Source organism: Faecalicatena contorta, assembly GCF_003149105.1.
GTDB classification, from domain to species: Bacteria; Bacillota; Clostridia; order Lachnospirales; family Lachnospiraceae; genus Muricomes; species Muricomes contortus_C.
Genome location: NZ_QGDS01000017.1, coordinates 1 through 22,895 on the forward strand (window position 1 = coordinate 1; position 22,895 = coordinate 22,895).

Annotated in this window: 19 protein-coding genes and 1 tRNA gene; 4 read left to right on the plus strand and 16 right to left on the minus strand. The window is 42.4% G+C overall.

The features are described from left to right. Window positions 1-309 precede the first annotated feature (309 nt). The 10 genes from A8805_RS18705 to argS all read right to left on the minus strand — a co-directional run bounded on the left by A8805_RS18705 (window position 310) and on the right by argS (window position 14,673). Window positions 310-783 carry a hypothetical protein gene (locus A8805_RS18705; RefSeq protein ID WP_109713997.1) on the minus strand — a complete coding sequence of 158 codons (474 nt, stop codon included), beginning with the start codon at window positions 781-783 and terminating at the stop codon, window positions 310-312. 17 nt (window positions 784-800) lie between these two features. After that, window positions 801-956 carry a hypothetical protein gene (locus tag A8805_RS22230; RefSeq protein ID WP_181392919.1) on the minus strand — a complete coding sequence of 52 codons (156 nt, stop codon included), beginning with the start codon at window positions 954-956 and terminating at the stop codon, window positions 801-803. A gap of 170 nt (window positions 957-1,126) precedes the next feature. After that, window positions 1,127-2,629 carry a hypothetical protein gene (locus A8805_RS18710; protein WP_109713999.1) on the minus strand — a complete coding sequence of 501 codons (1,503 nt, stop codon included), beginning with the start codon at window positions 2,627-2,629 and terminating at the stop codon, window positions 1,127-1,129. Between the two features lie 2 nt (window positions 2,630-2,631). Then, entirely contained in the window at window positions 2,632-3,699 is a 1,068-nt protein-coding gene (locus tag A8805_RS18715; RefSeq protein WP_109714001.1) for an ATPase, T2SS/T4P/T4SS family, read from the minus strand. A gap of 22 nt (window positions 3,700-3,721) precedes the next feature. After that, window positions 3,722-3,886: a hypothetical protein gene (locus A8805_RS22235; RefSeq protein ID WP_181392920.1), complete on the minus strand. Its 165-nt coding sequence runs from the start codon at window positions 3,884-3,886 to the stop codon at window positions 3,722-3,724. 672 nt (window positions 3,887-4,558) lie between these two features. Next, the gene (locus A8805_RS18720) at window positions 4,559-6,058 is read right to left on the minus strand and encodes a glutamate synthase subunit beta (RefSeq protein ID WP_109714003.1); all 1,500 of its coding nucleotides are present in this window, start codon (window positions 6,056-6,058) and stop codon (window positions 4,559-4,561) included. Between the two features lie 12 nt (window positions 6,059-6,070). Next, complete coding sequence (gene gltB / locus A8805_RS18725; protein WP_109714005.1) at window positions 6,071-10,606, minus strand: glutamate synthase large subunit; 4,536 nt, start codon at window positions 10,604-10,606, stop codon at window positions 6,071-6,073. Between the two features lie 238 nt (window positions 10,607-10,844). After that, window positions 10,845-11,732 carry a CPBP family intramembrane glutamic endopeptidase gene (locus A8805_RS18730; protein ID WP_109714007.1) on the minus strand — a complete coding sequence of 296 codons (888 nt, stop codon included), beginning with the start codon at window positions 11,730-11,732 and terminating at the stop codon, window positions 10,845-10,847. After that, on the minus strand, window positions 11,729-12,898 hold the full coding sequence (locus A8805_RS18735; protein ID WP_109714009.1) for an alanyl-tRNA editing protein: 1,170 nt from the start codon (window positions 12,896-12,898) through the stop codon (window positions 11,729-11,731). The genes A8805_RS18730 and A8805_RS18735 overlap by 4 nt, the downstream gene beginning before the upstream one ends. An 8-nt stretch (window positions 12,899-12,906) precedes the next feature. Beyond that, a complete protein-coding gene (argS, locus tag A8805_RS18740) occupies window positions 12,907-14,673 on the minus strand; it encodes an arginine--tRNA ligase (RefSeq protein ID WP_109714011.1) in 1,767 nt (588 codons plus the stop codon). 469 nt (window positions 14,674-15,142) lie between these two features. Here argS and A8805_RS18745 point away from each other — a divergent pair, with 469 nt between their 5' ends. The 4 genes from A8805_RS18745 (at window position 15,143) to A8805_RS18760 (ending at window position 18,015) form a co-directional block, all read left to right on the plus strand. Continuing rightward, entirely contained in the window at window positions 15,143-16,054 is a 912-nt protein-coding gene (locus A8805_RS18745; RefSeq protein WP_109714013.1) for a deoxyribonuclease IV, read from the plus strand. A 96-nt stretch (window positions 16,055-16,150) separates the two neighbouring features. Continuing rightward, entirely contained in the window at window positions 16,151-16,519 is a 369-nt protein-coding gene (locus A8805_RS18750; protein ID WP_109714015.1) for a GntR family transcriptional regulator, read from the plus strand. Continuing rightward, on the plus strand, window positions 16,520-17,218 hold the full coding sequence (locus A8805_RS18755; RefSeq protein ID WP_109714017.1) for an ABC transporter ATP-binding protein: 699 nt from the start codon (window positions 16,520-16,522) through the stop codon (window positions 17,216-17,218). Further along, complete coding sequence (locus A8805_RS18760; protein ID WP_109714019.1) at window positions 17,212-18,015, plus strand: hypothetical protein; 804 nt, start codon at window positions 17,212-17,214, stop codon at window positions 18,013-18,015. The genes A8805_RS18755 and A8805_RS18760 overlap by 7 nt, the downstream gene beginning before the upstream one ends. A gap of 131 nt (window positions 18,016-18,146) precedes the next feature. Here A8805_RS18760 and A8805_RS18765 read toward each other — a convergent pair whose 3' ends face one another. From A8805_RS18765 to A8805_RS18790, 6 genes are all read right to left on the minus strand, one after another. Next, complete coding sequence (locus A8805_RS18765) at window positions 18,147-19,595, minus strand: serine hydrolase domain-containing protein (RefSeq protein ID WP_109714021.1); 1,449 nt, start codon at window positions 19,593-19,595, stop codon at window positions 18,147-18,149. Window positions 19,596-19,709: 114 nt separating this feature from the next. Continuing rightward, window positions 19,710-20,099 (minus strand): hypothetical protein, encoded by a 390-nt coding sequence (locus A8805_RS18770; RefSeq protein WP_109714023.1) that lies wholly within the window; start codon window positions 20,097-20,099, stop codon window positions 19,710-19,712. Window positions 20,100-20,283: 184 nt separating this feature from the next. Then, window positions 20,284-20,616: a branched-chain amino acid transporter permease gene (locus tag A8805_RS18775; protein ID WP_109714025.1), complete on the minus strand. Its 333-nt coding sequence runs from the start codon at window positions 20,614-20,616 to the stop codon at window positions 20,284-20,286. Next, window positions 20,607-21,311 (minus strand): AzlC family ABC transporter permease, encoded by a 705-nt coding sequence (locus A8805_RS18780; protein WP_109714113.1) that lies wholly within the window; start codon window positions 21,309-21,311, stop codon window positions 20,607-20,609. Before A8805_RS18780 ends, A8805_RS18775 begins: the two co-directional genes overlap by 10 nt. Window positions 21,312-21,474: 163 nt before the next feature. Next, window positions 21,475-21,546, minus strand: a tRNA-Arg gene (locus tag A8805_RS18785). A gap of 269 nt (window positions 21,547-21,815) precedes the next feature. Beyond that, window positions 21,816-22,730 (minus strand): DUF5688 family protein, encoded by a 915-nt coding sequence (locus A8805_RS18790; RefSeq protein ID WP_109714027.1) that lies wholly within the window; start codon window positions 22,728-22,730, stop codon window positions 21,816-21,818. Window positions 22,731-22,895 lie beyond the last annotated feature (165 nt).

Sequence of the window (22,895 nt, forward strand, 5' to 3'; positions counted from 1 at the left end):
TGCACTCATAAATGCTGCTTGGCAAGCCACCTTAGTAAATCAAACCTTTAAAGACTATTATGATTTAAAGATTTCTCAGGGGCGTCGCCATTACAATGCCTTAGGTCATGTTGCTCATAAGCTTGTTCGCGTCATCCATAAAATGATGACTGATAATGTTGAGTTTAATTTAGCCTAGTCCTACCTATTAACTATATTTAATTTTCAAAGAGCATCTATATGATGCTTTATTTCCTATACACTTTTTTAGTTCAAAACTTTATTAAAAACTTTTTAATTTCCTATTGACTATTCATAGTTGGTCTCCTTTTAGTCTACTACAAAGCAATACTCCTTTTCTGTTGTCTTTATACTGCCCTGATAGGAGTCTGCCGCCTGATATGTAATCCGATATTCCCCGGGCAGTGCCGGGGTGAACTTTTCCGGCACTACTTCCTTCGTAATATCCTGCTGCCCCGGACCTGTCATTTTCACCACCGATACCTCCACATTTTCCCCCTCCTGATTTTTTGCTTCTATGTAAAACACTTCTGAACCCAGCAGGTCATACTTCTGGCCCTTCTGTAGTTTTTTAACTGTCACTGACAATTCAGGAGGCTGTCTGGATAAAATGGATTCCGCAAGCACAAAGGTATCTTCATGCCCCAGAGTACCGGAGGGGGGGACGTTTTTCAGCAGCCCCCGGAGGCTGTCCTCCCCCTTCCCAAATAAAATTAAAATCATGCCACAGAGGGCAATTGTCAAAATTATGAGTTTTCCATATTCTCCGAGTATCGTTTTCAAAAATATCACCTCCTGAATCAGACACAGACCGCTCCTATCCCTTCAAGAAAGCTTTGAATCAAACATGCAATACCGCCGCCTGTCCCCAGTAGTTCCGACAAAGCTCTCAAAAGTACAAGACCCAAAAAACATGCTGCGATTATACCTCCATACTCTTCCATAAATTCTTTCATCCGCGCCGCTCCTTGTCCTAATTTCCTACTCCTTTTCACCCTCTAAGATGCTGCTCCGCAAATCATTCTCAAAATATCCCACAGGCCTGACATTATCCCAAACCCCATTATGGAAATGGCAATAATCCCGCCATATTCTTCCAAAAACTCTTTCATCAGATTTCCTCCTCTCATGACACATTTTTAACTGCCGACAAAATATAAACCATGACCAGTGCCAGGTCTGCCAGCATTTTCATGACTCCGGTAACCATCGGCAGCAGAACCAGAAAGCTGACTCCTGCCAGGTAATCCTCTGCCTTGAGACGCTCGGCCTTATCCGTCATAACTGCACTGCGCTCCACCAAAGGCCCAATCTGACCGCTGATATCAGAAGCCCCAAATTCCGCCATTGAATATAAAACTTTCATAGAAGAGGTAATGTCGGGAAGCGGTATTCTCTTCATAAAGTACAGATAGGGCCGTACTGAGTCCGGTCTGTGTTCTATCCGTTCCAGCAGACTGCTCAGTTCCTCCCGTAAAATTTCTGGTGCGTGTGCAATAGATTTCCCAAGGGACACATGCACATTATCTGTCTGCAGATGTAAAGACATGCTCATCATCCATGCCGGAAACGCTTTTTCCACTTCTCTTGTTATACGTCTTAATGAAACCCGGTACCGCCGCTGGGGCTGTGTTATAAGCAGTATAGAAAAAAGAGCCAGCAGTCCTGCCCCGGTCAGGCTCCCCTTCCACCCCAGCAACAGAATGGCTGGAAGAAGTAATCCTGCGAGGAGACACATCTTTCTTTTTTCTTTGTTTAAATCCCTATGCATAACGTAATCATACTGCCTTCTCACATCTTCATATTCCGCCTCATCTTCGCTCTGCATCAGACTTCTCGAAAGCTTTGCCTGTGCGGTATGCCATATAAGCAGGTTCAACAGTATTGTTACTGTAGTTACAATCTGCGAAATGCTATGATCTGTAATTCCAAACTCTCCAGGCAGCATATACACCGTCATTCCACAAACCAGAAACGACAGAACAATTCCTATAGTAACTTTTACTTTTACATTTTTCTTTTCTCTCTGCAATTCATAGACCCTGTCAATCCAAAGTCTTCTATCTTTTAGGAGAATATCAGCTGCCAAAGTAAAATCTCCGCCGACCATCTCTGACTCTATCAAAAAATCATGGATTTTATAAAGTCTCGGACAGCCATATTCTTTTTCTATAAAGGAAAATGCTTCCCGGTAAAGGTCCGTCTCTGCCTCCCCGGTCTGAATATAAGATATGGCTTTCGAAACAGCATCATACAGTCTGCTCTCCCCCTCCTCAAACAACGCAAGAGTATCTTCCAATGAGTTCAATATCTTTGCATGCCGTTTGAAGGAATACAGGACCTGTTCCATATATGCAGTAATATCTTCAAACCGCTTCGCTTCATAGAGATTACGGTATACCTGTGCAAACATTCCCGGTACAAAACAAACCGTAACTCCGGAAATAACCAGTATAGACGGCATTCTCAGCCTGAAAATATAAGAAAGACATGCCACACATCCATATAATCCCATGAAATATCCCATATACCTGCGCAAAGAAAAATGGTAGCCAAACCTATGTACTTCCCTGCGCAGATGTTCGGGATTTAAGTAACACAGCCCTTCTTTCTTCCTTCTCTTTTTCATTCTTACCTCCACGCACCTGTGTCTATCCGCTTTTTATCTAATGATGGCACCTGTCCGCTGCCCAGACGGAATTTTTTCTGTATGTTCTGTGGTATTTCCCTTGAAATGAATTTTCCGCCTTCTACCAGTAAATGTTTTACATTCTGTTCCTCTACACGGTCAAAGAGACATATCTGGTCAATAAATCTTACCACTTCCTTTTTTTCTGTTACCTTTTTGCGAAGCAGGACGCCTACATTCAGGAAACTATAAATATCATTTTCCAGCCTGGAGGCCGCATAGGCATCCTGCATCATATTCTGAATCCGGTCGGGTATCTTCCTTGTATCATCTGTGTGCAGTGTTGTAAGACCATGCAAACCTGTAGAGAAACATTCCAGGAGATATTTCACCTCTACTGAACGGGCCTCCGAGAGAAGGACCCATTGGGGATTTTGTCTCAACGCAGTCTTTATGGCTTTTGTATAAGGAAAGAATTCTTCATCCACCTTCAGTTCCACACAATTTGCCCCAGGATTGATATCTTTATAATGTATTTCCAGATTATCCTCTATGGTCATAACCTTTTCTTCCTTAGGTATATACTGGGTCAGAAACTTCAAAAGCTCTGTCTTTCCTGCTCCGGGGCGCCCGCAGAATACTATGTTCAGCCTTGCCTCAATACAATGAATCAAGAATTCCAGCACTTCCTCAGAACAATATTTCTCCTTCAGCATTTTTTCCGCCGTCAGTCTCATCACAGCCGGAGTCTTTCGTATAGATACGGCATACCCCGTATTTGTGGCACTGGGATGTATAATGGAAATTCGGAGAATATCCGTCTCTGCCTCCAGCACGTTGTTATATTTATTAATCTGTTCACTGACCACATTAGAAACCCGGATGCTGAACTGATTCACAAATTCTTTTGATAGTTTCACCGGAACTTTATAAATGCCCTGTTTCAAATGCTCAACCCACACATCCATTCCGTTAAAATTAATATCTGTAATATCCTCATCTAATACATAGGGCAGCAGCGGTCCAAAACTTTCCTCTTTTAAATTCCATGCTTCCCTGGAAACTCTCATGAGCAGCCCACCTTTCCGTACATCATTGTATTGCCGCCGTTGTATTCAATGCCGTTGTCAATTTACCAACAGCATCTATAATACCTTCCTTAATGCTGTTTCCAAGAGGGGTTGCTGCCACAACAATAATCATAATGATAATTGCCGCTACAACAATTACACCATATTCCTCCATAAATGTCTTCATATACAATCCTCCTATGAAATATAAAATTATTGGTTATAAATGTACCGTTTATGAGTATCCTGACCTTTAATCAGACAATCAATAGCACCACCTCCTTACAGCACCACAAGCTCACATGGCTTACTGCCTTTATGAAAATAAAGTGTAACTGTTCATGATTCTGAACAGATACAATAAATTTGGAAAAAGCCGGGGATTTCCCGAAAAAATTTACAGAATGATGCGAAATGCATCCTAATAGAATTTTATACCTTATATGGCTAAAACTGCATTAAAATAAAATCCACTGCCATATTCAAATATTTACTTAAAAACAGGAAAAATAATGAATTACGAAATATGAAACCTTAAAGATAAATTCCAGATACAAGATATACACAAAGATGTGTTGTTATTAGATTACTCTCACCGTCCTCAAAAGTCAATAGCCAATTAAATAAAAAATCCTGACCCTGGTGAAATAGTTACTGTTCACAGGCAAGCCTGTAAACAGTAAAGCCGCCTGCCCATTTAGAATCACCTACGGCGAGGGGCAGGCTCATTGACTGCTTTACGTTGTCGCTCCCAGCCTATCAGAGTGGTGATAGGCTAGGGTATGAACAGTGGTAAAATATGCCATATTTCAACCCAGGTCAGGTATTTTCTGAATTACTTCTTTGGATGTTTGCACATTTACTGAACGGATAAATTCGTATATCCCATCAGGCTCAAATCTATCTGCTGTGCAGCCTCACGGCCTTCCCGTATTGCCCACACAACCAATGACTGTCCCCTGTGCATATCTCCGGCTGCAAATATATTTTTTATATTTGTCTCATATTCTCCCGGCACAGTTTTTACATTAGTCCTTTCATTAACTTCTACACCAAATGCTTTGGCAACATAACTTTCACTTCCCAGGAATCCCGCTGCTATCAGAACCAGGTCCACATCCACACTATACTCACTTCCCGGAACCTCAGCCATCATCATTCTTCCTGTTTTCTCATCCTTTTTCGATTCCAGCTTCACCAGAGTTGCTTTGCAGACCGCTCCTTTTTTATTCTTAATAAATTCTTTCACAGTTGTCGTATACACCCGCGGATCTGCTCCAAAAACTGCGGCGGCTTCCTCCTGCCCGTAATCTGTCTTGCAGACTCTGGGCCATTCCGGCCAGGGATTATTCTCTGCCCTTTTATCTGGTGCTTTTGGCATCATTTCCAATTGAAGCACAGATTTGGCCCCGTGACGCATAGAAGTTCCAACACAGTCATTACCTGTATCTCCTCCGCCAATTACCATCACCCTTTTTCCTTCTGCCGAAATATAACTGCCGTCCTTTAATTCCATCTGGTTTGCCCACAGCGCTTTTGTCGTTGACTTCAAGAAGTCTACCGCAAAGTAAATTCCTTCCGCTTCACGCCCCGGCACCTTAATATCTCTTGGATTAGATGCTCCGCAGGCCAGGACCACCTTGTCATAGTCCTTTAGTATCTCCGCTGCCTTTATGTCTTTTCCCACATTACAATTGGTTCGGAAAATAATACCTTCTTCTTCCATAACTGCAATTTTACGGTCTATAATCTGTTTCTCCAGCTTCATATTTGGAATTCCGTAGCGGAGCAGTCCGCCTACCTTATCTTCCCGCTCAAATACCGTCACCAGATGTCCCCGGCTGTTTAACTGATCGGCAACCGTAAGGCCGGCAGGGCCAGAGCCTATGACTGCCACTTTTTTCCCAGTCCTCACTTTAGGCGGGCAGGCACGTGCATAGCCTTTCTCATAGGCATTTTCTATGATGCTGTATTCATTTTCCTTTATAGACACCGGATCATCATGGAGCCCGCAGGTACATGCCGTCTCACAAAGAGCGGGGCAGACACGACCTGTAAACTCCGGGAAATTATCTGTTTTTCTAAGGCGTGCATAGGCCTCTTCCCAGTTTCCGTTATAAATCAAATCATTCCACTCCGGCACCAGATTGTGCAGGGGACAGCCGCTTGCCATCCCGTTCAGCATCTGGCCTGACTGGCAGAAGGGCACTCCGCATGCCATACATCTTGCGCCCTGAATTTCCTGCTCCTCTTTGGAAAGAGGCACGTGGAATTCCTGGAAATGCCTGATTCTTTCTTTAGGTTCTTCTGCTGTTTTATTTTCTCTTTTATAGTCCATAAATCCTGTTGGTTTTCCCACTGTTACCGCCTCCTATCTTCCATTTTTTATTTGGTTAAATGCTTCAATCTTAGCCTGCTCACTGCTCAGGCCCTTTTCTTCCATCTGCAGGATTGCCGTCATCATGCGCTCATAATCCTCCGGTATGATTTTCTTGAACTTTGGAAGGTAATCTTTAAAATGATCCAAGACTTCTTTTCCGATTTCAGAGTTGGTGTATGCCACATGCTCTTTTATCATGTTTTTTAGTTCCTGTACGTCATACTTATCTGTCACATGCTTGATACTTACCATATCCTTATTCACCTTACGGTACAGCTCATTTTCCATATCCAAAACATATGCGATACCGCCGCTCATACCTGCTGCAAAGTTCTTTCCGGTCCGTCCCAGGATCACTACACGTCCTCCTGTCATATATTCACATCCGTGGTCTCCGACGCCTTCCACCACCGCATGAACACCAGAGTTTCGCACACAGAATCTTTCACCTGCAACACCGCTGATAAATGCCTTTCCACTTGTGGCTCCATAAAAAGCCACATTTCCGATAATAATATTTTCGTGAGTCTTAAACTTAATTCCTTTTGGGGGACAAACTACCAGCTTACCGCCTGACAGTCCCTTTCCAAAATAATCATTGCTGTCACCAGTCAGTTCCAGCGTCAGCCCACTTGGAATGAACGCACCAAAACTTTGTCCGCCTGCCCCTTTACACTTCACAACATAGTTGTCTTCTGGCAATCCGTCCGGATACCTTCTTGTTATTTCAGACCCGAAGATGGTTCCAAATGTACGGTTCACATTAGACACATCCAGCTCAATACTTTTTCTCTGCCCCTTTTCCAGTGCAGGAAGAAAGTGTTTCATAAGAACCTTTTCATCCAGGGTTTTCTCCAGCTCAAAGTCATACGCTTTCTTTGGATTAAATATCACGCCCTTCTTTTCTTTCGCATATGGATTGTATAGTATGCTATTTAAATCCAAGGTTTCTGCACGCTCTGACGTGGGGACATCTTTCACTCTTAGAAGATCCGTCCGGCCTACAAGCTCATCTATAGTCCTTACTCCTAAGCTTGCCATATGCTCCCTCAGTTCTTCGGCAATAAAGTGCATAAAATTCACCACATATTCCGGTTTTCCTGCAAAACGTTTTCTCAGCTCAGGATTCTGGGTAGCTACTCCTGCCGGGCAGGTATCCAGGTTACAAACCCGCATCATCACACAGCCCATTGTTACCAGCGGTGCTGTGGCAAACCCAAATTCTTCTGCTCCCAGCATCGCGGCGATTGCCACATCTCTTCCGCTCATCAGCTTTCCGTCTGTCTCAACACGCACCCTGTCCCGCAGCCCGTTTTGAATTAATGTCTGATGTGTCTCAGCAAGACCTAATTCCCATGGCAGACCTGCATTATGTATGGAGCTTCTCGGCGCCGCACCAGTTCCGCCATCATATCCGGAAATTAAGATCAAACCAGCCCCTGCCTTGGCAACCCCGGCTGCTACAGTTCCAACTCCTGCCTCCGATACCAGTTTTACAGAAATCCGGGCATTCTTATTTGCATTTTTACAGTCATAAATGAGCTGAGCCAAGTCCTCAATCGAATAAATATCATGATGAGGCGGAGGAGAAATCAGGCTGACTCCTGGTGTAGAATGGCGGGTTTTCGCTATCCAGGGATATACTTTTCCGCCCGGCAGGTGTCCTCCTTCTCCCGGTTTTGCCCCCTGTGCCATTTTTATCTGAATTTCTCCTGCACTGACAAGGTACCTGGATGTCACACCAAATCTTCCGGATGCCACCTGTTTGATTGCAGAACCACGATTTGTATCAAGACGGTCAATATCCTCCCCGCCTTCACCACTGTTGGACTTTCCATGAAGCTGGTTCATCGCAATTGCCAGGGTCTCATGTGCTTCCTTGGAAATTGATCCATAAGACATGGCACCTGTTTTAAATCTTGCAACGATGGAATCCACACTTTCTACTTGCTCCAGCGGGACACCTTTTTTCGGATAATTAAATTCCAGCTGCCCTCTCAGGTTGATTCTTTCACCTTCTTCATCCACCATTCTTGTATACTCTTTAAACATATTGTAGTCCCCGCGTTTTGTGGACTGCTGCAGCATGTGTATTGTCCGTGGATTATAAAGGTGTTCTTCGCCGCCGCTTTTTGATTTATGTCTACCTACGCTGTCCAGAGTCATATCCACTTCCAGGCCCAGGGGATCAAATGCCTCTGAATGAAATGCTGTATAGTCTCTGGCAATTTCTTCAATACCAATGCCGCCTACACGGCTGACAGTATCTGTAAAGTATTTTTTAATAAATTCTTCCTTCAGCCCAATTGCCTCGAATATCTTTGCTCCCTGGTAAGACTGGATTGTAGAAATCCCCATCTTAGAAGCCACTTTTATAATCCCATGAATAACCGCAGAGTTATAATCGTTTACCGCCGCATAATAATCCTTATGCAGCATATTCGTGTCAATGAGCTGCCGGATGGATTCATGAGCCAGGTATGGATTGATCGCACATGCTCCGTATCCAAGCAGGGTTGCAAACTGATGAACCTCTCTTGGCTCTCCGGATTCCAGAATCATAGCTACAAATGTTCTCTTCTTCGTACGTACCAAATGCTGCTGCAGACCGGATACTGCCAGCAGTGACGGGATTGCAACGTGGTATTCATCCACGCCTCTGTCAGACAAAATCAATATATTCGCGCCTTCCCGGATTACCCTGTCTACCTCGATAAACAGATAATCCAGAGCCTTTTCCAGACTGGTGTTTCTATAATACACAATTGGAATTTCCGCTACCTTGAATCCCTCCACTTTCATGTTCTTAATTTTCAGAAGGTCTGTGTTTGTCAGGATCGGATTGTTTACCTGCATCATTTTACAGTTTTCTGCCCTCTTTTCTAAAAGGTTTCCATCTCTTCCGATGTATATCGAGGTAGAAGTAACAATCTCCTCACGGATTGCATCAATGGGCGGATTGGTTACCTGGGCAAATAGCTGTTTAAAATATCCGAACAGCAACTGGTTTTTATGGGAAAGCACTGCAAGAGGCACATCAATTCCCATAGAGGTGATCCCTTCGCCTCCGTTCTTTGCCATGGTGAGTATGGAACTCTTTACATCTTCATAAGCATAGCCAAAAGCCTTCTGCAGCCTTGTGCATTCTTCCTTCGTATAAGCTGGCACATCCTGATTCGGGATTTTCAAATCGCTCAGATGAATTAAGTTGCTGTCCAGCCATTCACCATAGGGATTCTCATTTGCATATCTTTCTTTCAGCTCTTCATCGTCAATTACTTTCCCTTTCAAAGTGTCTACTAAAAGCATTTTTCCCGGGTGAAGACGTTCTTTTATAAGAATCTTTTCCGGGTCAATATCCAATACACCCACTTCTGAAGAGAGAATCAGATAATCATCTTCCGTAATATAATATCTGGAGGGACGCAGACCGTTCCGGTCCAGCACAGCCCCCATACAGTCCCCATCGGAAAACAAAATGGAAGCCGGTCCGTCCCAGGGCTCCATCATCGTAGAATAATACTGGTAAAAATCCTTCTTATTCTGGGCCATGCTGCGATTATTCATCCATGGCTCAGGAATTGAGATCATAACTGCCAGAGGAAGTTCCATACCGCTCATTACCATAAATTCCAGGGCATTATCCAGCATTGCAGAGTCTGAACCGGAAGTATCAATAGCAGGAAGAACTTTGTGCAATTCACCTTCCAGATATTCGGATTCCATTGTCTCTTCCCTTGCCCGCATTTTATCCACATTACCACGGATCGTATTAATTTCTCCATTATGTACCATAAACCGGTTCGGATGTGCTCTCTCCCAGCTTGGATTTGTATTCGTACTGAATCTTGAGTGCACCATTGCAATAGCCGCCTCGTAAGCCTCATCCTGCAGATCCTCGAAAAACATACGCAGCTGCCCCACCAGGAACATTCCTTTATACACAATTGTACGGCTGGATAAAGAAACTACATACGTATCATCGCTGCTCTGCTCAAAGATACGGCGTACCACATAAAGCCTGCGGTCAAAAGGAAGCCCCTGCTCAATTTTCTCAGGCCGGCCTATGAACGCCTGCATGATACAAGGCATACAGTCCACAGCTCTCTTACCTAAAATCTCAGGTTTCACCGGTACTTCTCTCCACCCAAGAAACTTCAGCCCTTCCTTTGCCGTGATTACCTCAAATATCTTTTTCGCCTGGTTTCTCTTTAATTCATCTTGTGGAAGGAAGAACATTCCTACTCCATAATCCCGCTCTTTGGGCAAAGAAAAACCGAGGGGTATACAAACTTTGGAAAAAAATCTGTGTGAAATCTGAAGTAAGATTCCTACACCATCTCCTGTTTGACCCTCGGCGTCCTTGCCTGCTCTATGTTCAAGATTTTCTACAATTTTCAGGGCGTTCACCACTGTATCATGGCTTTTTATACCCTTAATGTTCACAACCGCACCAATACCACAGTTGTCATGCTCGAAACTGGGACGGTACAGCCCAGCTTGCCCGCTTCTATTCAGTTTATCCATAATCTCTGTCCTTTCTCAAAGTAGCCTTGCATGTTACTTTTTATTTTTTTCCCACTATACTACATTTTTTTTCATTTGTAAATATAAACTTTAAACCGAATTGTCAGATAATTAGATAACTTTGTTATACCGCTTTTTATTGTCTGATTTCTTTCACTATTGTAAAGAAAACAGGCCTTTTATGTTTCCTGATAAAGGCCTGCTTTTTGCAGTTCCCAGCTATTTCCTAAGGAGCATGTTATTGTACCGGTTTTTCATCAATTTTCTGGATAAACACAAACATTACCGAACCAATAAATGCACTGGCAATAGAAGCAATTCCCATTCTTACAGGATTGGCGGCAAGCCAGGTAAAACCACCTGTATTTGTGAGAATCACAGAAATTATATTTGCTGTGATGTGAAGCACTGCCGGAGCTTTAAAGGAACCGTATTTTTCATACACATAAGCCAAAAATATTCCCAGTACAAAGCTATATAAAAACTGTACCATATTACCGTGAGTAATACTGAATAAAAGGGATGAATACAGTGCCGCCCTAAGGAAGCTGCTCTGCTCCCGGTATCTTTTAAACAGCACACCCCTGAACATCAATTCCTCTGTCAGAGGAATAATGATTCCCAGAACAATGACCTGAACTGGAACACTTGCGGAATAAAAAGCCGCCGAAGCTATCTGATAATTATCACTCATCAATGCCAGGTTTGTCATAATTGACAGACAGCTCATTCCAATACAGACCGCCGCCCCAAAGGCAAGAATTGCAGAATACCTCCAAATGCCTGCCTTTTTATTCTGCGGAAGCAACAAGGTGCTTTCCCGTTTCCGGTCCATCAAAAACAAGGTCAGTGTCAGAGGGACCGTAAATAACGCAACTCCTCCAAGAATCTCAATCTGATATTGCTGCAGAATTCCGGCTATCTTCTCCCAGTTCTCCATAATCAGATTCATAATATCATCCTGTGTCATCCCGCCGGAAAATAGCCTGTAACCCAGTATTTCCCCAAAGTGAGGTGCAAGCACGACCGATTCAATCAGAAATCTCGCAGCAAACTCTATGACCCAAAATAAAAGAATGGGGCCGGCTAACCGCCAGAACTGTTTTGATTCTGGATTCTTATTCATTCTTTTACCTCCCTTGCTTTCTTCCGCATCCACGTGCTTATCTCATCTTCCTTCCCCTGCAGAGAGCCCTGCACCATCTCAGGTTTTCCACCGCCGCGCCCCTCAAATCGTTTATTTAGTTCTTTTGCAAGGGGACGTACATCTATTGTTTTGCTCCCAATTACATAGCGGAAGTCTGTTTCTCCTGTTTTCCAAAATACGGCACATCCTGTCTTATCCTGAACCAACACCTGGTTCATCAGGAGTCTTGGGCTGTCTCCGTCCAAATCTTCCTCAAAAAGACAAACAAAGGCTTCCTCTTCGGGAACTTCTTTTGCCTTGTATTCTAATAATTTTTTCTGCATCTCTGCCAACTTTACTTTTAACTGAGCATTTTCTTCTTTCAGACGTTTTGCCGCATCTGAAACCTCCTCTTCCTTAGCGCACAGAAGTACAGAAATATTTTTTACATGTCCTTCCTTTTTCCCATAGTCCGCCAGTGCCCGGAATCCACACAGCATCGTTATCCTTACACCACCTTTATACCGCTGTATATTTGTAAGTTTTATCATGCCGATTTCTCCGGTTTTCTTCACATGAGGCGCACAGCAGGCACAAACATCATATCCGGGGATTGTCACAATCCGGACCTGTCCCTCTATCTCAATTTTACTCCTGTATTCCAAAGAATCCAGCTCTGCGCCGGAAGGATAGGATACCAGAACCTCCAGATTTTTCACAGCAGCTTCGTTTGCCAGCTTTTCAATCTCCCAGAGCTCTTCCTTTGATATTTCCCCGTTGAAATCCATCGTACAGTCTTCGCTGCCCAGATGAAATCCCACATTATTATATCCAAATCTAGAATGAACTAACCCAGACACAATGTGCTCTCCGGTATGCTGCTGCATTTTCATAAAACGCATATCCCAGTCTATTTTTCCGGTCACTTCGCAGCCTTCGTCCAGCATTCCCTCTGTTACATGGTAAATCATTCCATTCTTCTCCTGAACATCCAGTACCCTGACATCTCCTAAACAGCCGGTATCTGCATATTGCCCGCCGCCCTCTGGAAAAAAGGCAGTCCTGTCAAGGACTACCTCAAAATACTCTCCCTTTTTGCGGCATATTTCTACCCGGGCTGTAAATTCTGTCATATGGCTGTCTTCATAAAACAACTTTTCCGTCATGCCTCTGATTACATCCTTTCCGGCGCTTCAAAACCAAGCAAATCAATACATGTCTCCAGAATTTCTTTTACCAGCTTCAAAAGCGCAATGTATCCTGACCTTCGTGTCTCATCTTCTTCTGTCAAAATTTTAGTCTCGTGATAAAATTTATTAAAAGCATTCGCCAAATCGTAGATATAAGCACAGTTTTTATGAGGAGCATTTTCCTCATACACTGTCTCTATAACATCGTTAAACTTTGCTGCCTCCAGCATCAGAGTTTTCTCAAACTCCCCTGAAGCTTCTCTGATGGTAAGTCCTTCCAGGGTCCCCTTCATTTCGTGATACTTATTCAATATGGACTTAATACGGACAATGGTATATAAAACATATGGTCCTGTATTCCCCTCAAAGGAAGTAAACCGGTCTACATCAAACACATAATCCTTCGAAGCCTGATTGGATAAATCACCATATTTCAGAGCGGCAAGACCTACAATCTTTGCCGTATTAAGTGCTTCTTCCTCAGATACTGTACGGTTGTCCATAATCTTTTTATACATTTCCTCACCGATTTCCCGGATCAGATTCTCCAGACGCATTATGCCGCCTTCTCTTGTTTTAAAAGGCTTGCCGTCTTTTCCATTCATCGTGCCGAATCCAAGGAACTTCAGTTCCGTTTCCGGACGCACAATCCCGGCCTTCTTCGCACACCGGAATACCTGCACAAAATGCAGTTCCTGGCGTTTGTCAACTACGTATATAACTTCGTCTGGTTTATACAGCTCTTCACGTTCCACAAGTGTGGCTAAATCGGTTGTATCATACAGAGCAGCTCCGTCTGATTTCAGAATCATACACGGCGGTACTTCCTTTTTATCGCCTTCCTCCTGTACATCCACAACAAGGGCACCTTCATCATAGTGAGCATATCCCTTTTCTTTCAGCATCTCCACCATGTCAGGAATATATTTCTGGGCATCCGCCTCACCCTTCCACAAATCAAACTCCACATTCAGATTTTCATAATTCTTCTTCAAATCTACCACAGATACATTCATAATGTGGTTCCAGAGCGCACGGTAACCAGGCCGTCCGTTCTGCAGCAAATAGGTAGCATGCAAGGCTTTTTCACGATACGCTTCATCCTCTTTTGCATAAGCACTGGCAGTTGGGTAAATTTCCTCCAGCTCTCCAATTGTGAAGGGGGCCTCCTCAGGATATTCTCCATCATAAGCCTCATCAAAATAAGGGAGCTCCGGCTGCCTCTTTTCCAACTCTGTAATGATTAATCCCATCTGATATCCCCAGTCACCCAGGTGAATATCGCCAATTACATTGTTGCCCTTAAATCTGGCAGTCCGTTTGATACTCTCCCCGATAATGGCAGCACGAAGATGCCCTACATGAAGAGGTTTTGCCACATTAGGCCCGCCGTAATCTACTATGATTGTTCTTGGATTCTTTTCTTTCTCTACTCCAAGATCTCCGGCTGCTGTCATCTGGTTCAGATAGTCCGCTACAAAAGCAGGCTCCACTTTTAGATTGATGAATCCTGGATTTACTGCCTCCACCCCGGAAAAACAGGTGCAGTCCTGTAACTTCACCACCACATCATTGGCAATCATAATGGGGGCCTTTTTATATGTCTTTGCCGCAGCCATTGCACCATTACATTGATATTCGCACAAATCCGGTCTGTTTGACAGGGTTACTTTGGCAAATGCTTCATCATAGCCTGCCTCACGAAAGGCTTTTTGCATCTCTATGGTAATGACTTCCAGTATTGTCTTCACTTTTATTCCACACTCCGTTCTATTTTTACTTTACTTAGCTATTTTATCCTACTTATGTAACTTAGGCTTGGTACTTTCAAGTCTTAGTTACAAAGTACATCCTGTCGACTTAGGTGGATGTTCTTTCCTGCCTTAGTGACATGGATGTTTCCTACTTATGTAACTTAGGCCTGGTACTTTCAAGTCTTAGTTACAAAGTACATCCTGTCGACTTAGGTGGGTGCTCTTTCCCGCCTTAGTGACATGGATGTTTCGTAATAATTATATAACAATGGCTATTATATCACAACGGAGAGCTTGAAGTCCATTAAATTTCTTGGGTTTGCCTGGTTTTATCTATCCTTCCTTTTTCCAGCAACATACTTATAAATAACTTTCAAAATATAAAGCATTTTTTTCTGTTTTGATGTAAAATTAATACTTAATAGGTAAAACTGAAAATATTAAGTTACGAAAGGAAAATATCGTTATGAAAATAGGATCACACGTTGGGATGAGCGGAAAAGAAATGCTTCTGGGCTCTGCAAAGGAAGCTGTATCATATGGGGCAAACACTTTTATGTTTTACACCGGTGCCCCTCAGAATACACGCCGCAAAGAAATTAGTGAGTTAAATATAGAACCAGCATGGAAATATATGAGGGAACATGGAATTGAAGAAATTATCGTACATGCCCCTTATATTATTAATCTGGGGAATGCAGTAAAACCGGAAACCTTTGAACTGGCTACCGAATTTTTGGACAAGGAAATCCAGCGCACCATTGCCTGCGGAAGCCATACTTTGATTCTTCATCCCGGAGCCCATGTGGGAGAAGGCTCTGACACCGGGACTGCACAGATTATCAAAGGGCTGAACGAGGTACTCACAAAGGATACTGACTGTTATGTGGCATTGGAAACCATGGCCGGAAAAGGCTCTGAAGTAGGACGCACCTTCCAGGAACTGGCACGCATTTATGATGGAGTCAAATACAATGACAAGCTCAGGGTATGCTTTGATACTTGTCATACAAATGACAGCGGATATGATATCATCCATCATTTTGATGATGTGGTTGAAGAATTTGACCGGATATTGGGCAAAGAACAGATTGCCGTTTTCCATATCAACGATAGTAAAAATGTGCCTGGAGCAGCAAAAGACAGACATGCAAATATCGGCTTTGGAGAAATTGGCTTTGATGCACTCAACAGAATTGTACACCACAAAGATTTTGAAAATGTTCCTAAAATTCTTGAGACTCCTTATGTCCCTTCTCCAACAAAAGAGAAAAAATCATATGCTCCGTACAAATATGAAATAGAAATGCTGAGAAGTGGGGAATTTGACAAAAACATGCTGAAAAGAATTATAGAGGACAATGAAGGGGAAGCATAGTAATACTTGACATCCGCTTTAATCTATTGTACTATTGTATTAAATAGATAGTACAATAGTATTTCCACTTAAAATATAGAAAAGGAGGCGATTTAAATGCCATGGGATTTAGATAATGATCGCCCTATTTACCTCCAGTTAATGGAACGTATCCAGCAAGATATTATAGCCGGCGTATACGCCCCCGGAGATAAGCTACCTTCTGTCCGTGACCTTGCCCTGGATGCCTCAGTAAATCCAAACACCATGCAGAAGGCCCTGTCCGAGCTTGAACGCAGCGGCCTGGTCTATTCCCAGAGGACCAGCGGCAGATTCATCACGGAGGATGAGACAATGTTAAAAAAGATAAAATTGGATTTAGCATCCGAACATATCCGGCAGTTTTTTGAAAAGATGACCCTGCTGGGATTTAAAAACCAAGAAATCCTGGAATTAGTCCAAGAAACATTAAAGGAGGACAAGTAAATGAAACCAATCCTGGAATGTCAGGGATTAACCAAAAAATATAACAACTTTTATGCACTTTCCAATCTAAACGTGACCCTGGAAAGAGGACAGATTGTGGGACTCCTGGGGCCTAATGGCAGTGGGAAAACTACGCTAATCAAGCTGATTAACGGACTTCTTACCCCAACCAACGGTCACGTTATGATTAATAGTATGGCACCCGGACCGGAAACAAAAAAACTGGTATCCTATCTTCCGGAGAGAAGCTATTTAAATGACCATATGAGAGTGGACGAAATCCTGTCCTATTTCAGTGATTTTTATGAAGATTTTGATGCCGGGCGCGCGGAAATTATGCTGAAAGACCTGGAAATCGATACCCGTTCCCGTCTGCGCACTCTCTCAAAAGGAACAAAAGAAAAGGTACAGCTTGTTCTCGTTATGAGCCGTAATGCCGAGCTTTATGTATTAGATGAACCAATCGGAGGTGTGGACCCTGCAGCAAGGGATTATATTCTGCGTACAATCCTGACGAATTACAATGAGAATGCGACCATCCTTTTATCCACACATCTGATTACTGATATTGAAAATGTATTGGACCGTGTGCTTTTCATTCAAAACGGACAGCTTTCTCTGAATACTACAGTGGATGAAATACGAACAAACCAGGGGAAATCTGTAGATGCATTGTTCAGGGAGGTGTTTAAATGTTAGGAAAACTAATTAAATATGATTTAAAATACGGAGTGAAGATATTCGGCATACTTCACGGAATCCTGCTGACCGCCAGCATACTTGGGCGTTTTCTGTTCGTCAACAAAATAGACTTTTATGCGGACCCGGAAATCATTTTTTCTTCCGTTTCACCATTCATAGCCCTTTATGTTCTTTTGTTCACCAGCATCAGCCTGGGCGTAACGGCCATGTTGTCTGTACGTTTTTACCGGAATCTTTTTACAGATGAAGGATATTTATCATGGACGCTGCCTGCCACACCTGTGCAGCAGCTTTGGGCAAAAATTGCATCCGGTACTATCTGGTATGTCCTTAATATCCTGATAACCGCACTTTCCCTGTTCATACTTGTAACAGGAAGTAATGTAACAGAGGCCTATGCTAAAATATCCCCAGAAATGACTGATATTCTTGGTGTCCCTCTGAGCCGCTATAGTCTTATTGTACTAGCGTTTAGTTTAGCCGGCTCATTAAGCAGTGTCATTATGATTTATGTATGCATCTCAATCGGTCAGTTATTTCCCGGACACCGGATACTAGGTGCTATCCTTGCCTACTTCATCCTTATGGTTATTATTCAGGTTGTGGTACTGGGTCTCATGATTATTTTTAATCTATTTCCAGGGCCCTATGCAGCAACAGTTGTAATAGAGGCGGAAGCATCACATTACATGTTCGCAATCTTCAAGCTAAGCGGGGGAATTACAATTGTACTGACAATCGTGGAATACTTTATTATACATTACATTTTGAACAAAAAGTTAAATCTAATTTAAATAGACAGAGCCAAGGTAGTCTGTCATAAGAACGTATACTTATTGAACTACTAACGTTCAATAAGGTATATCATACAACAACAGCCATAGTTCAATTTTTAATTGACCTATGGCTGTAAAACTAAATATGCCTATTTTCGGAGCGGGACATTATATCGGTGAGTATATACAAACCATGTAATGCTTGCTGTTAATAATGCTGACGAAATCACAGCTGTAAGAACACTGTATGTTTGCCAAACAAGTATCGTTGACCAATCAAAGGCACAGCATACTATACCCAGGGCAATCGCAGCAATAAGCAAAATAACTGTTACGGTTATTCTCTTTTTTGTCATTGGCTGCCGCTCATTCGTTTTCCTCCTGCGTAATCCTAAGAAAAATAACAAGACTGCCGATAGACAAAGAATAATTGTGGTAGATGACAAAATAATGTCCAAAAGCTGTGTTCCGCTTATTGCATATGACTGCGTTAGATTGCCGTCTAATATATCTTTAACTTTTAGTACCAGGCTGATATTGGTATTTGCGCCGTTGGTCAGCAAGCAGATGGCTGTTCGTTCATTTGGCAGTATGGACACTTGGGTGCTGAAATTGGGATTCCCCCCTGAATGTTCTATAATCGTTTGGTCAGTGTTTACCGACCAGCCCGCCGCATAATACATTTCGTCGACAGCCGAAACAGACATATCACCCTGATGGGATTTTTCGATAACTGTATGAAATATTTCAGGTATGTCCTGCACAATCCCCATCTGTATGCCCATCCAGCGCGCCATATCTTTTGTACATGAAATGATGTAGCCTGCGGGTTTATTCCCGGCATAATCCGGCGCGTTATATGGCGTTGTCATAAAAAAGGAAGAACGGTACCCCTGTGCCAACTGTCCGGTGACCTGCGCATCTTCCTTATAAACATACGTCCGGTAAAGACCTAACGGCTGAAATACCTGTTCCCTCATAAAGTCTTCATAGCTTTGTCCAGACACAATCTCAATAACCAAACCCAATACGTCATAATTAACGGTTCCATAATTATACTGTTCACCTGGTGGGAATGCCAATTCAGCATCTGCCAGCATTTCCACAGTCTTCTGCAGCATATCCGGCGTATTGCCCTGAGGAATATTTTGAGCATGCCTAATATTCGTCAGGCCGCTGGTATGGTGAAGAAAGTTATTGAGTGTAAGATTTTGCATATCAACAGGTTTCCCTTGATACTTTAATGTAAACCAAGGTAAATATTTTTGGACAGTGTCAGTCATTGACAGCAGCCCTTGCTTTTCCAACAACAGAATGCCCATGCCAGTAAAAGCTTTACTAACCGAGGCCAACTCATATAGTGTATTTTCACTTGCAGGCACCTCCTTTTCACGATCCGCATATCCGGAAGAAAAGTAAGACACTTCATCATCAGCAAGTATTGAGATTGACATCCCCGGCACACCTGATATACGGCAGGCATCATCCAGTAACGCTTGTATTGCCGCAGATTGAGGATCCGACAACGCATAACTTTGTGTTGTAAATCCTGAGCATAAAATAAATATCGTTAGTACAAAAACAATAGTCTTTTTCATAAACTCTCCATTTTAGAAAATTATGCGAGGATAATATAAATAACCTACAGTTACAACTACTAAACTAAATTGAAATTTGGCTGCTTCCTGTTACTCATATAATACAGTATTGTTCTATTTAATTTCGGCATTTATCTCGCTCAATGCCTTCGTTAGTAATGGCAAAACTATGTTGAGTGCTTTAAGATTATTATTAAGCATGGTATGCTGCCAAGTACCCCGCGTTAATTTTGCTTGTGATTTCTCCGATTTGCTAATCAGAGAAGTGATTGGTGCAAGCGCATTTTTCAAATCTTCTTCAGTATAACAATCCACAGCGTCACTCTCCATTAATCTTTTTGATAGTAATGCTGAAGCTATATAGAGTGCTTTAAGTCTATTCTTTTGTAAGGTATGCTGAGAAGTACCTTGTTCAAATTTCTCTTTTGCTTTCTCCGTCCTGTCAATCATTGAAGCTGTGGCCCGGAGTGCTTCCTCCATATCTTTTTCTGTAAAATCATCCATAAACTCAACCTCCACAAGTATGAATAATCCACAGTTCAACCACCCGTTCAATTCCAAAAAGGAGCTGGCCGGCCCGATGAACTGGGATTTACCAAATTATAGCACGAATAGATGTAAAGAACAGTATTGGACATTTATATGTACTTACAAATGTCCAATACTGTTCTCTGAATATCAGCCTATCCTAAAATACCGCCTGAACCAAAAACATATACAGCAGAGTTCCTGCCCCAATACTCAGCAGATTGTTACGTTTCCATATATGAAACACTACCACAGCAAGTACGGAAATAGCCTCAGGGATTCCATAAGGTGCTGCCGTAACAGATGTATTTCTCAGACAATATACAACCAGCATTCCAATTACAGCAGGAGTCAGAACCCGTCCCAGATACTCCACCGTCTTTGGTATTGCTTTCCCTTTTGGGAATATGAAAAACGGTATTGCTCTTGTGGCAAATGTAGTGGCAGCCACCGCCAAAATAATAAGCAGGGATGTAACTGCATTTATCGGCATGTCTCCACCTCCTCTTCCAGGCGTTTTCTCATCGTAAAAAGCATCAAGACGCTTAGAATCATAGTCGGAAACACAAAGCTTCCGCCTCCAAATACTTGCAGGCAAAGAAGGGACGAAATCACACCTATCACTGCAGGTATCCGGTTTTTCGCATTCAGCCACTGTTCCGTAAATATCACCACAAACAATGCTGTCATTGCAAACTCTATTCCCTCGGCATTAAAAGGAAGTACGCTTTTTAAAATACCGCCTATAGCCGACCCTATTAACCAGTAGATTTGATCTAAGAGAGCAACTGCAAACAAAAATTTATCTTCCTCTACATCTTCAGGCACCTTCGTCGTACATAAAAGAGAGTAGGTTTCATCTGTAAGCCCAAAAATCATATACCACCGCTTTTTTCCCATCTTATGAAATTTTTCCAGCAGGGACAATCCATAGAATATGTGGCGGACATTCACCATCAAGGTCATGAATATCACCTGTAAAAAAGAAATACCAGGCACAAAAAAATTCACTGCCAAATACTGTCCTGAACCCGCGTACACGAGCAGACTCATCAAAACCGCCCACCACGCGGAATATCCCTTTTCCGCATACATTACCCCAAAAGCAATTCCTATAAACAAATATCCTGTAAGTACAGGAATTGTATAAGGGAATGCCTTTTTAAAAGCTATCCTATATCCTGACATCATTTGTTTTCCTTCTTATTCACATCAAAAAAGAATCTCGCAAACGAGATTCTCCGCCTGCGGTGGGTTGCCACAGCAACATCTTCTTTGTCACCGCAGTGCGATCTCCCCGGAGGATTTTTATGTAAATAGAAAACATAGCTTTCTATCTACAAAAAAAATACACGTCTGGGCGGAGTCGAACCGCCGCACATGCCTCCGGAGGGCATTGCTCTATCCACTGAGCTACAGACGTATAAATCTACATACATTCCTGCTATACCGACATTAGTCTCTAACAGAACGCTTTATTATCCTAGCACAAATTTCAAAAAATGTAAAGAGTTTCATACAAGCTCTTCATTAATTCAAGTCAAATAGCAGCCTTCTGTAAAATAGTGCCTGCACAAATATCCAGTATTGTGAATAGATATTTGTACAGGCTTTCTTAAATCCAAATCCTCCCTTTAGCCATGCATTGTAAATTTACTGCAACATATGCAGTGTAAGTTTTTTATAGAAATACTATTTTGAGAGCATCAGTTTCTTCCCCTTCCTCTTATAAAAATATACATGATTGCTCAGTACTTCCTCCGGGGCCACCTGTGTTTCATTGATCTCAATTACCATCTCATTCATTTCTTCAGTATCCAGTCCTTTAGATTCAGGGACAATAATCACTTCATGGATGCTGCTCGGCAAAATAAAAAAGTCTTCTTTAAGCATTTCTCCGATCATATCAAGCACATGGGGATAGAAAAGACAGGCAGCACCATAATTGCGTAAAGAATTTGTCAGCACATACATGACATCCTCTTTCTCCTCTCCCACCTGGTTCAAAAGGTTTTCGTCTTCCCCGGAAGCTACCTCCAGCATTTTTTCAATTGCATATTGCATCGTAAAGAATTCGGCCGGCAAAAGGTTTGCAGCATTTTTAAGCGCAACATCATATAGCTCTTCCTTGGAGACTTCCCACATTTTCAAATGCTCATTGCTTATTTGTATGGTAGCCGTCCCCGTTTTGTCCATCTCAAGAAGCACATAAAACACAATAGATAAATCCAGAACCTCTACAAATGGAATGCATTCCAGCATCTTTTTATTTTTATCCGTATGAATCAGCTTAAATATAATCTTATCCTGAATTTTATCATATTCCTTTAATTGGCTGTAATCCCAGACTTCTTCGCCGCCCACTGTTTCGTAAAAGTCCAGAATTTCCTGAACCAGCCTGTCCATCTGTTCTCCCTTTTGAAGCCTGGTATAAAGCCCTTCCAGGTAAATAGCCGGTGATGCACTCAGCTCCTTTGTCTGAAACAAAATTCCTTTTTTCTCTCTGCCGTTATTCTTCTGGGCAGTATAAACACTTGCTTTTACACCTTCTTTCAATTTTTTATTCAATTCTTCTTCAACAGCGTACAAAAATTCTTGATATTTCATAATTTTCCTCTCTTTATTTGCACGCTCATCATAGCCTGAGAAAATTGACACGAACTGTGTCGAGATAATTCGATTTGAAAAATATTATGCAAATTAATTATACACAACTTACACTGGAAGCGCAAGTCCCGCATCTGCAAAATATCGTTGCATGAGCTGCAGTCC

Coding starts and splice junctions, on each gene's coding strand:
- A8805_RS22230 (WP_181392919.1), bottom strand. CDS start 956: ATGAAAGAATTTATGGAAGAGTATGGAGGTATAATCGCAGCATGTTTT.
- A8805_RS18710 (WP_109713999.1), bottom strand. CDS start 2,629: ATGAAAAAGAGAAGGAAGAAAGAAGGGCTGTGTTACTTAAATCCCGAA.
- A8805_RS18715 (WP_109714001.1), bottom strand. CDS start 3,699: ATGAGAGTTTCCAGGGAAGCATGGAATTTAAAAGAGGAAAGTTTTGGA.
- A8805_RS22235 (WP_181392920.1), bottom strand. CDS start 3,886: ATGAAGACATTTATGGAGGAATATGGTGTAATTGTTGTAGCGGCAATT.
- gltB (WP_109714005.1), bottom strand. CDS start 10,606: ATGGATAAACTGAATAGAAGCGGGCAAGCTGGGCTGTACCGTCCCAGT.
- A8805_RS18730 (WP_109714007.1), bottom strand. CDS start 11,732: ATGAATAAGAATCCAGAATCAAAACAGTTCTGGCGGTTAGCCGGCCCC.
- A8805_RS18735 (WP_109714009.1), bottom strand. CDS start 12,898: ATGACGGAAAAGTTGTTTTATGAAGACAGCCATATGACAGAATTTACA.
- A8805_RS18745 (WP_109714013.1), top strand. CDS start 15,143: ATGAAAATAGGATCACACGTTGGGATGAGCGGAAAAGAAATGCTTCTG.
- A8805_RS18750 (WP_109714015.1), top strand. CDS start 16,151: ATGCCATGGGATTTAGATAATGATCGCCCTATTTACCTCCAGTTAATG.
- A8805_RS18755 (WP_109714017.1), top strand. CDS start 16,520: ATGAAACCAATCCTGGAATGTCAGGGATTAACCAAAAAATATAACAAC.
- A8805_RS18760 (WP_109714019.1), top strand. CDS start 17,212: ATGTTAGGAAAACTAATTAAATATGATTTAAAATACGGAGTGAAGATA.
- A8805_RS18765 (WP_109714021.1), bottom strand. CDS start 19,595: ATGAAAAAGACTATTGTTTTTGTACTAACGATATTTATTTTATGCTCA.
- A8805_RS18770 (WP_109714023.1), bottom strand. CDS start 20,099: ATGGATGATTTTACAGAAAAAGATATGGAGGAAGCACTCCGGGCCACA.
- A8805_RS18775 (WP_109714025.1), bottom strand. CDS start 20,616: ATGCCGATAAATGCAGTTACATCCCTGCTTATTATTTTGGCGGTGGCT.
- A8805_RS18780 (WP_109714113.1), bottom strand. CDS start 21,311: ATGTCAGGATATAGGATAGCTTTTAAAAAGGCATTCCCTTATACAATT.
- A8805_RS18790 (WP_109714027.1), bottom strand. CDS start 22,730: ATGAAATATCAAGAATTTTTGTACGCTGTTGAAGAAGAATTGAATAAA.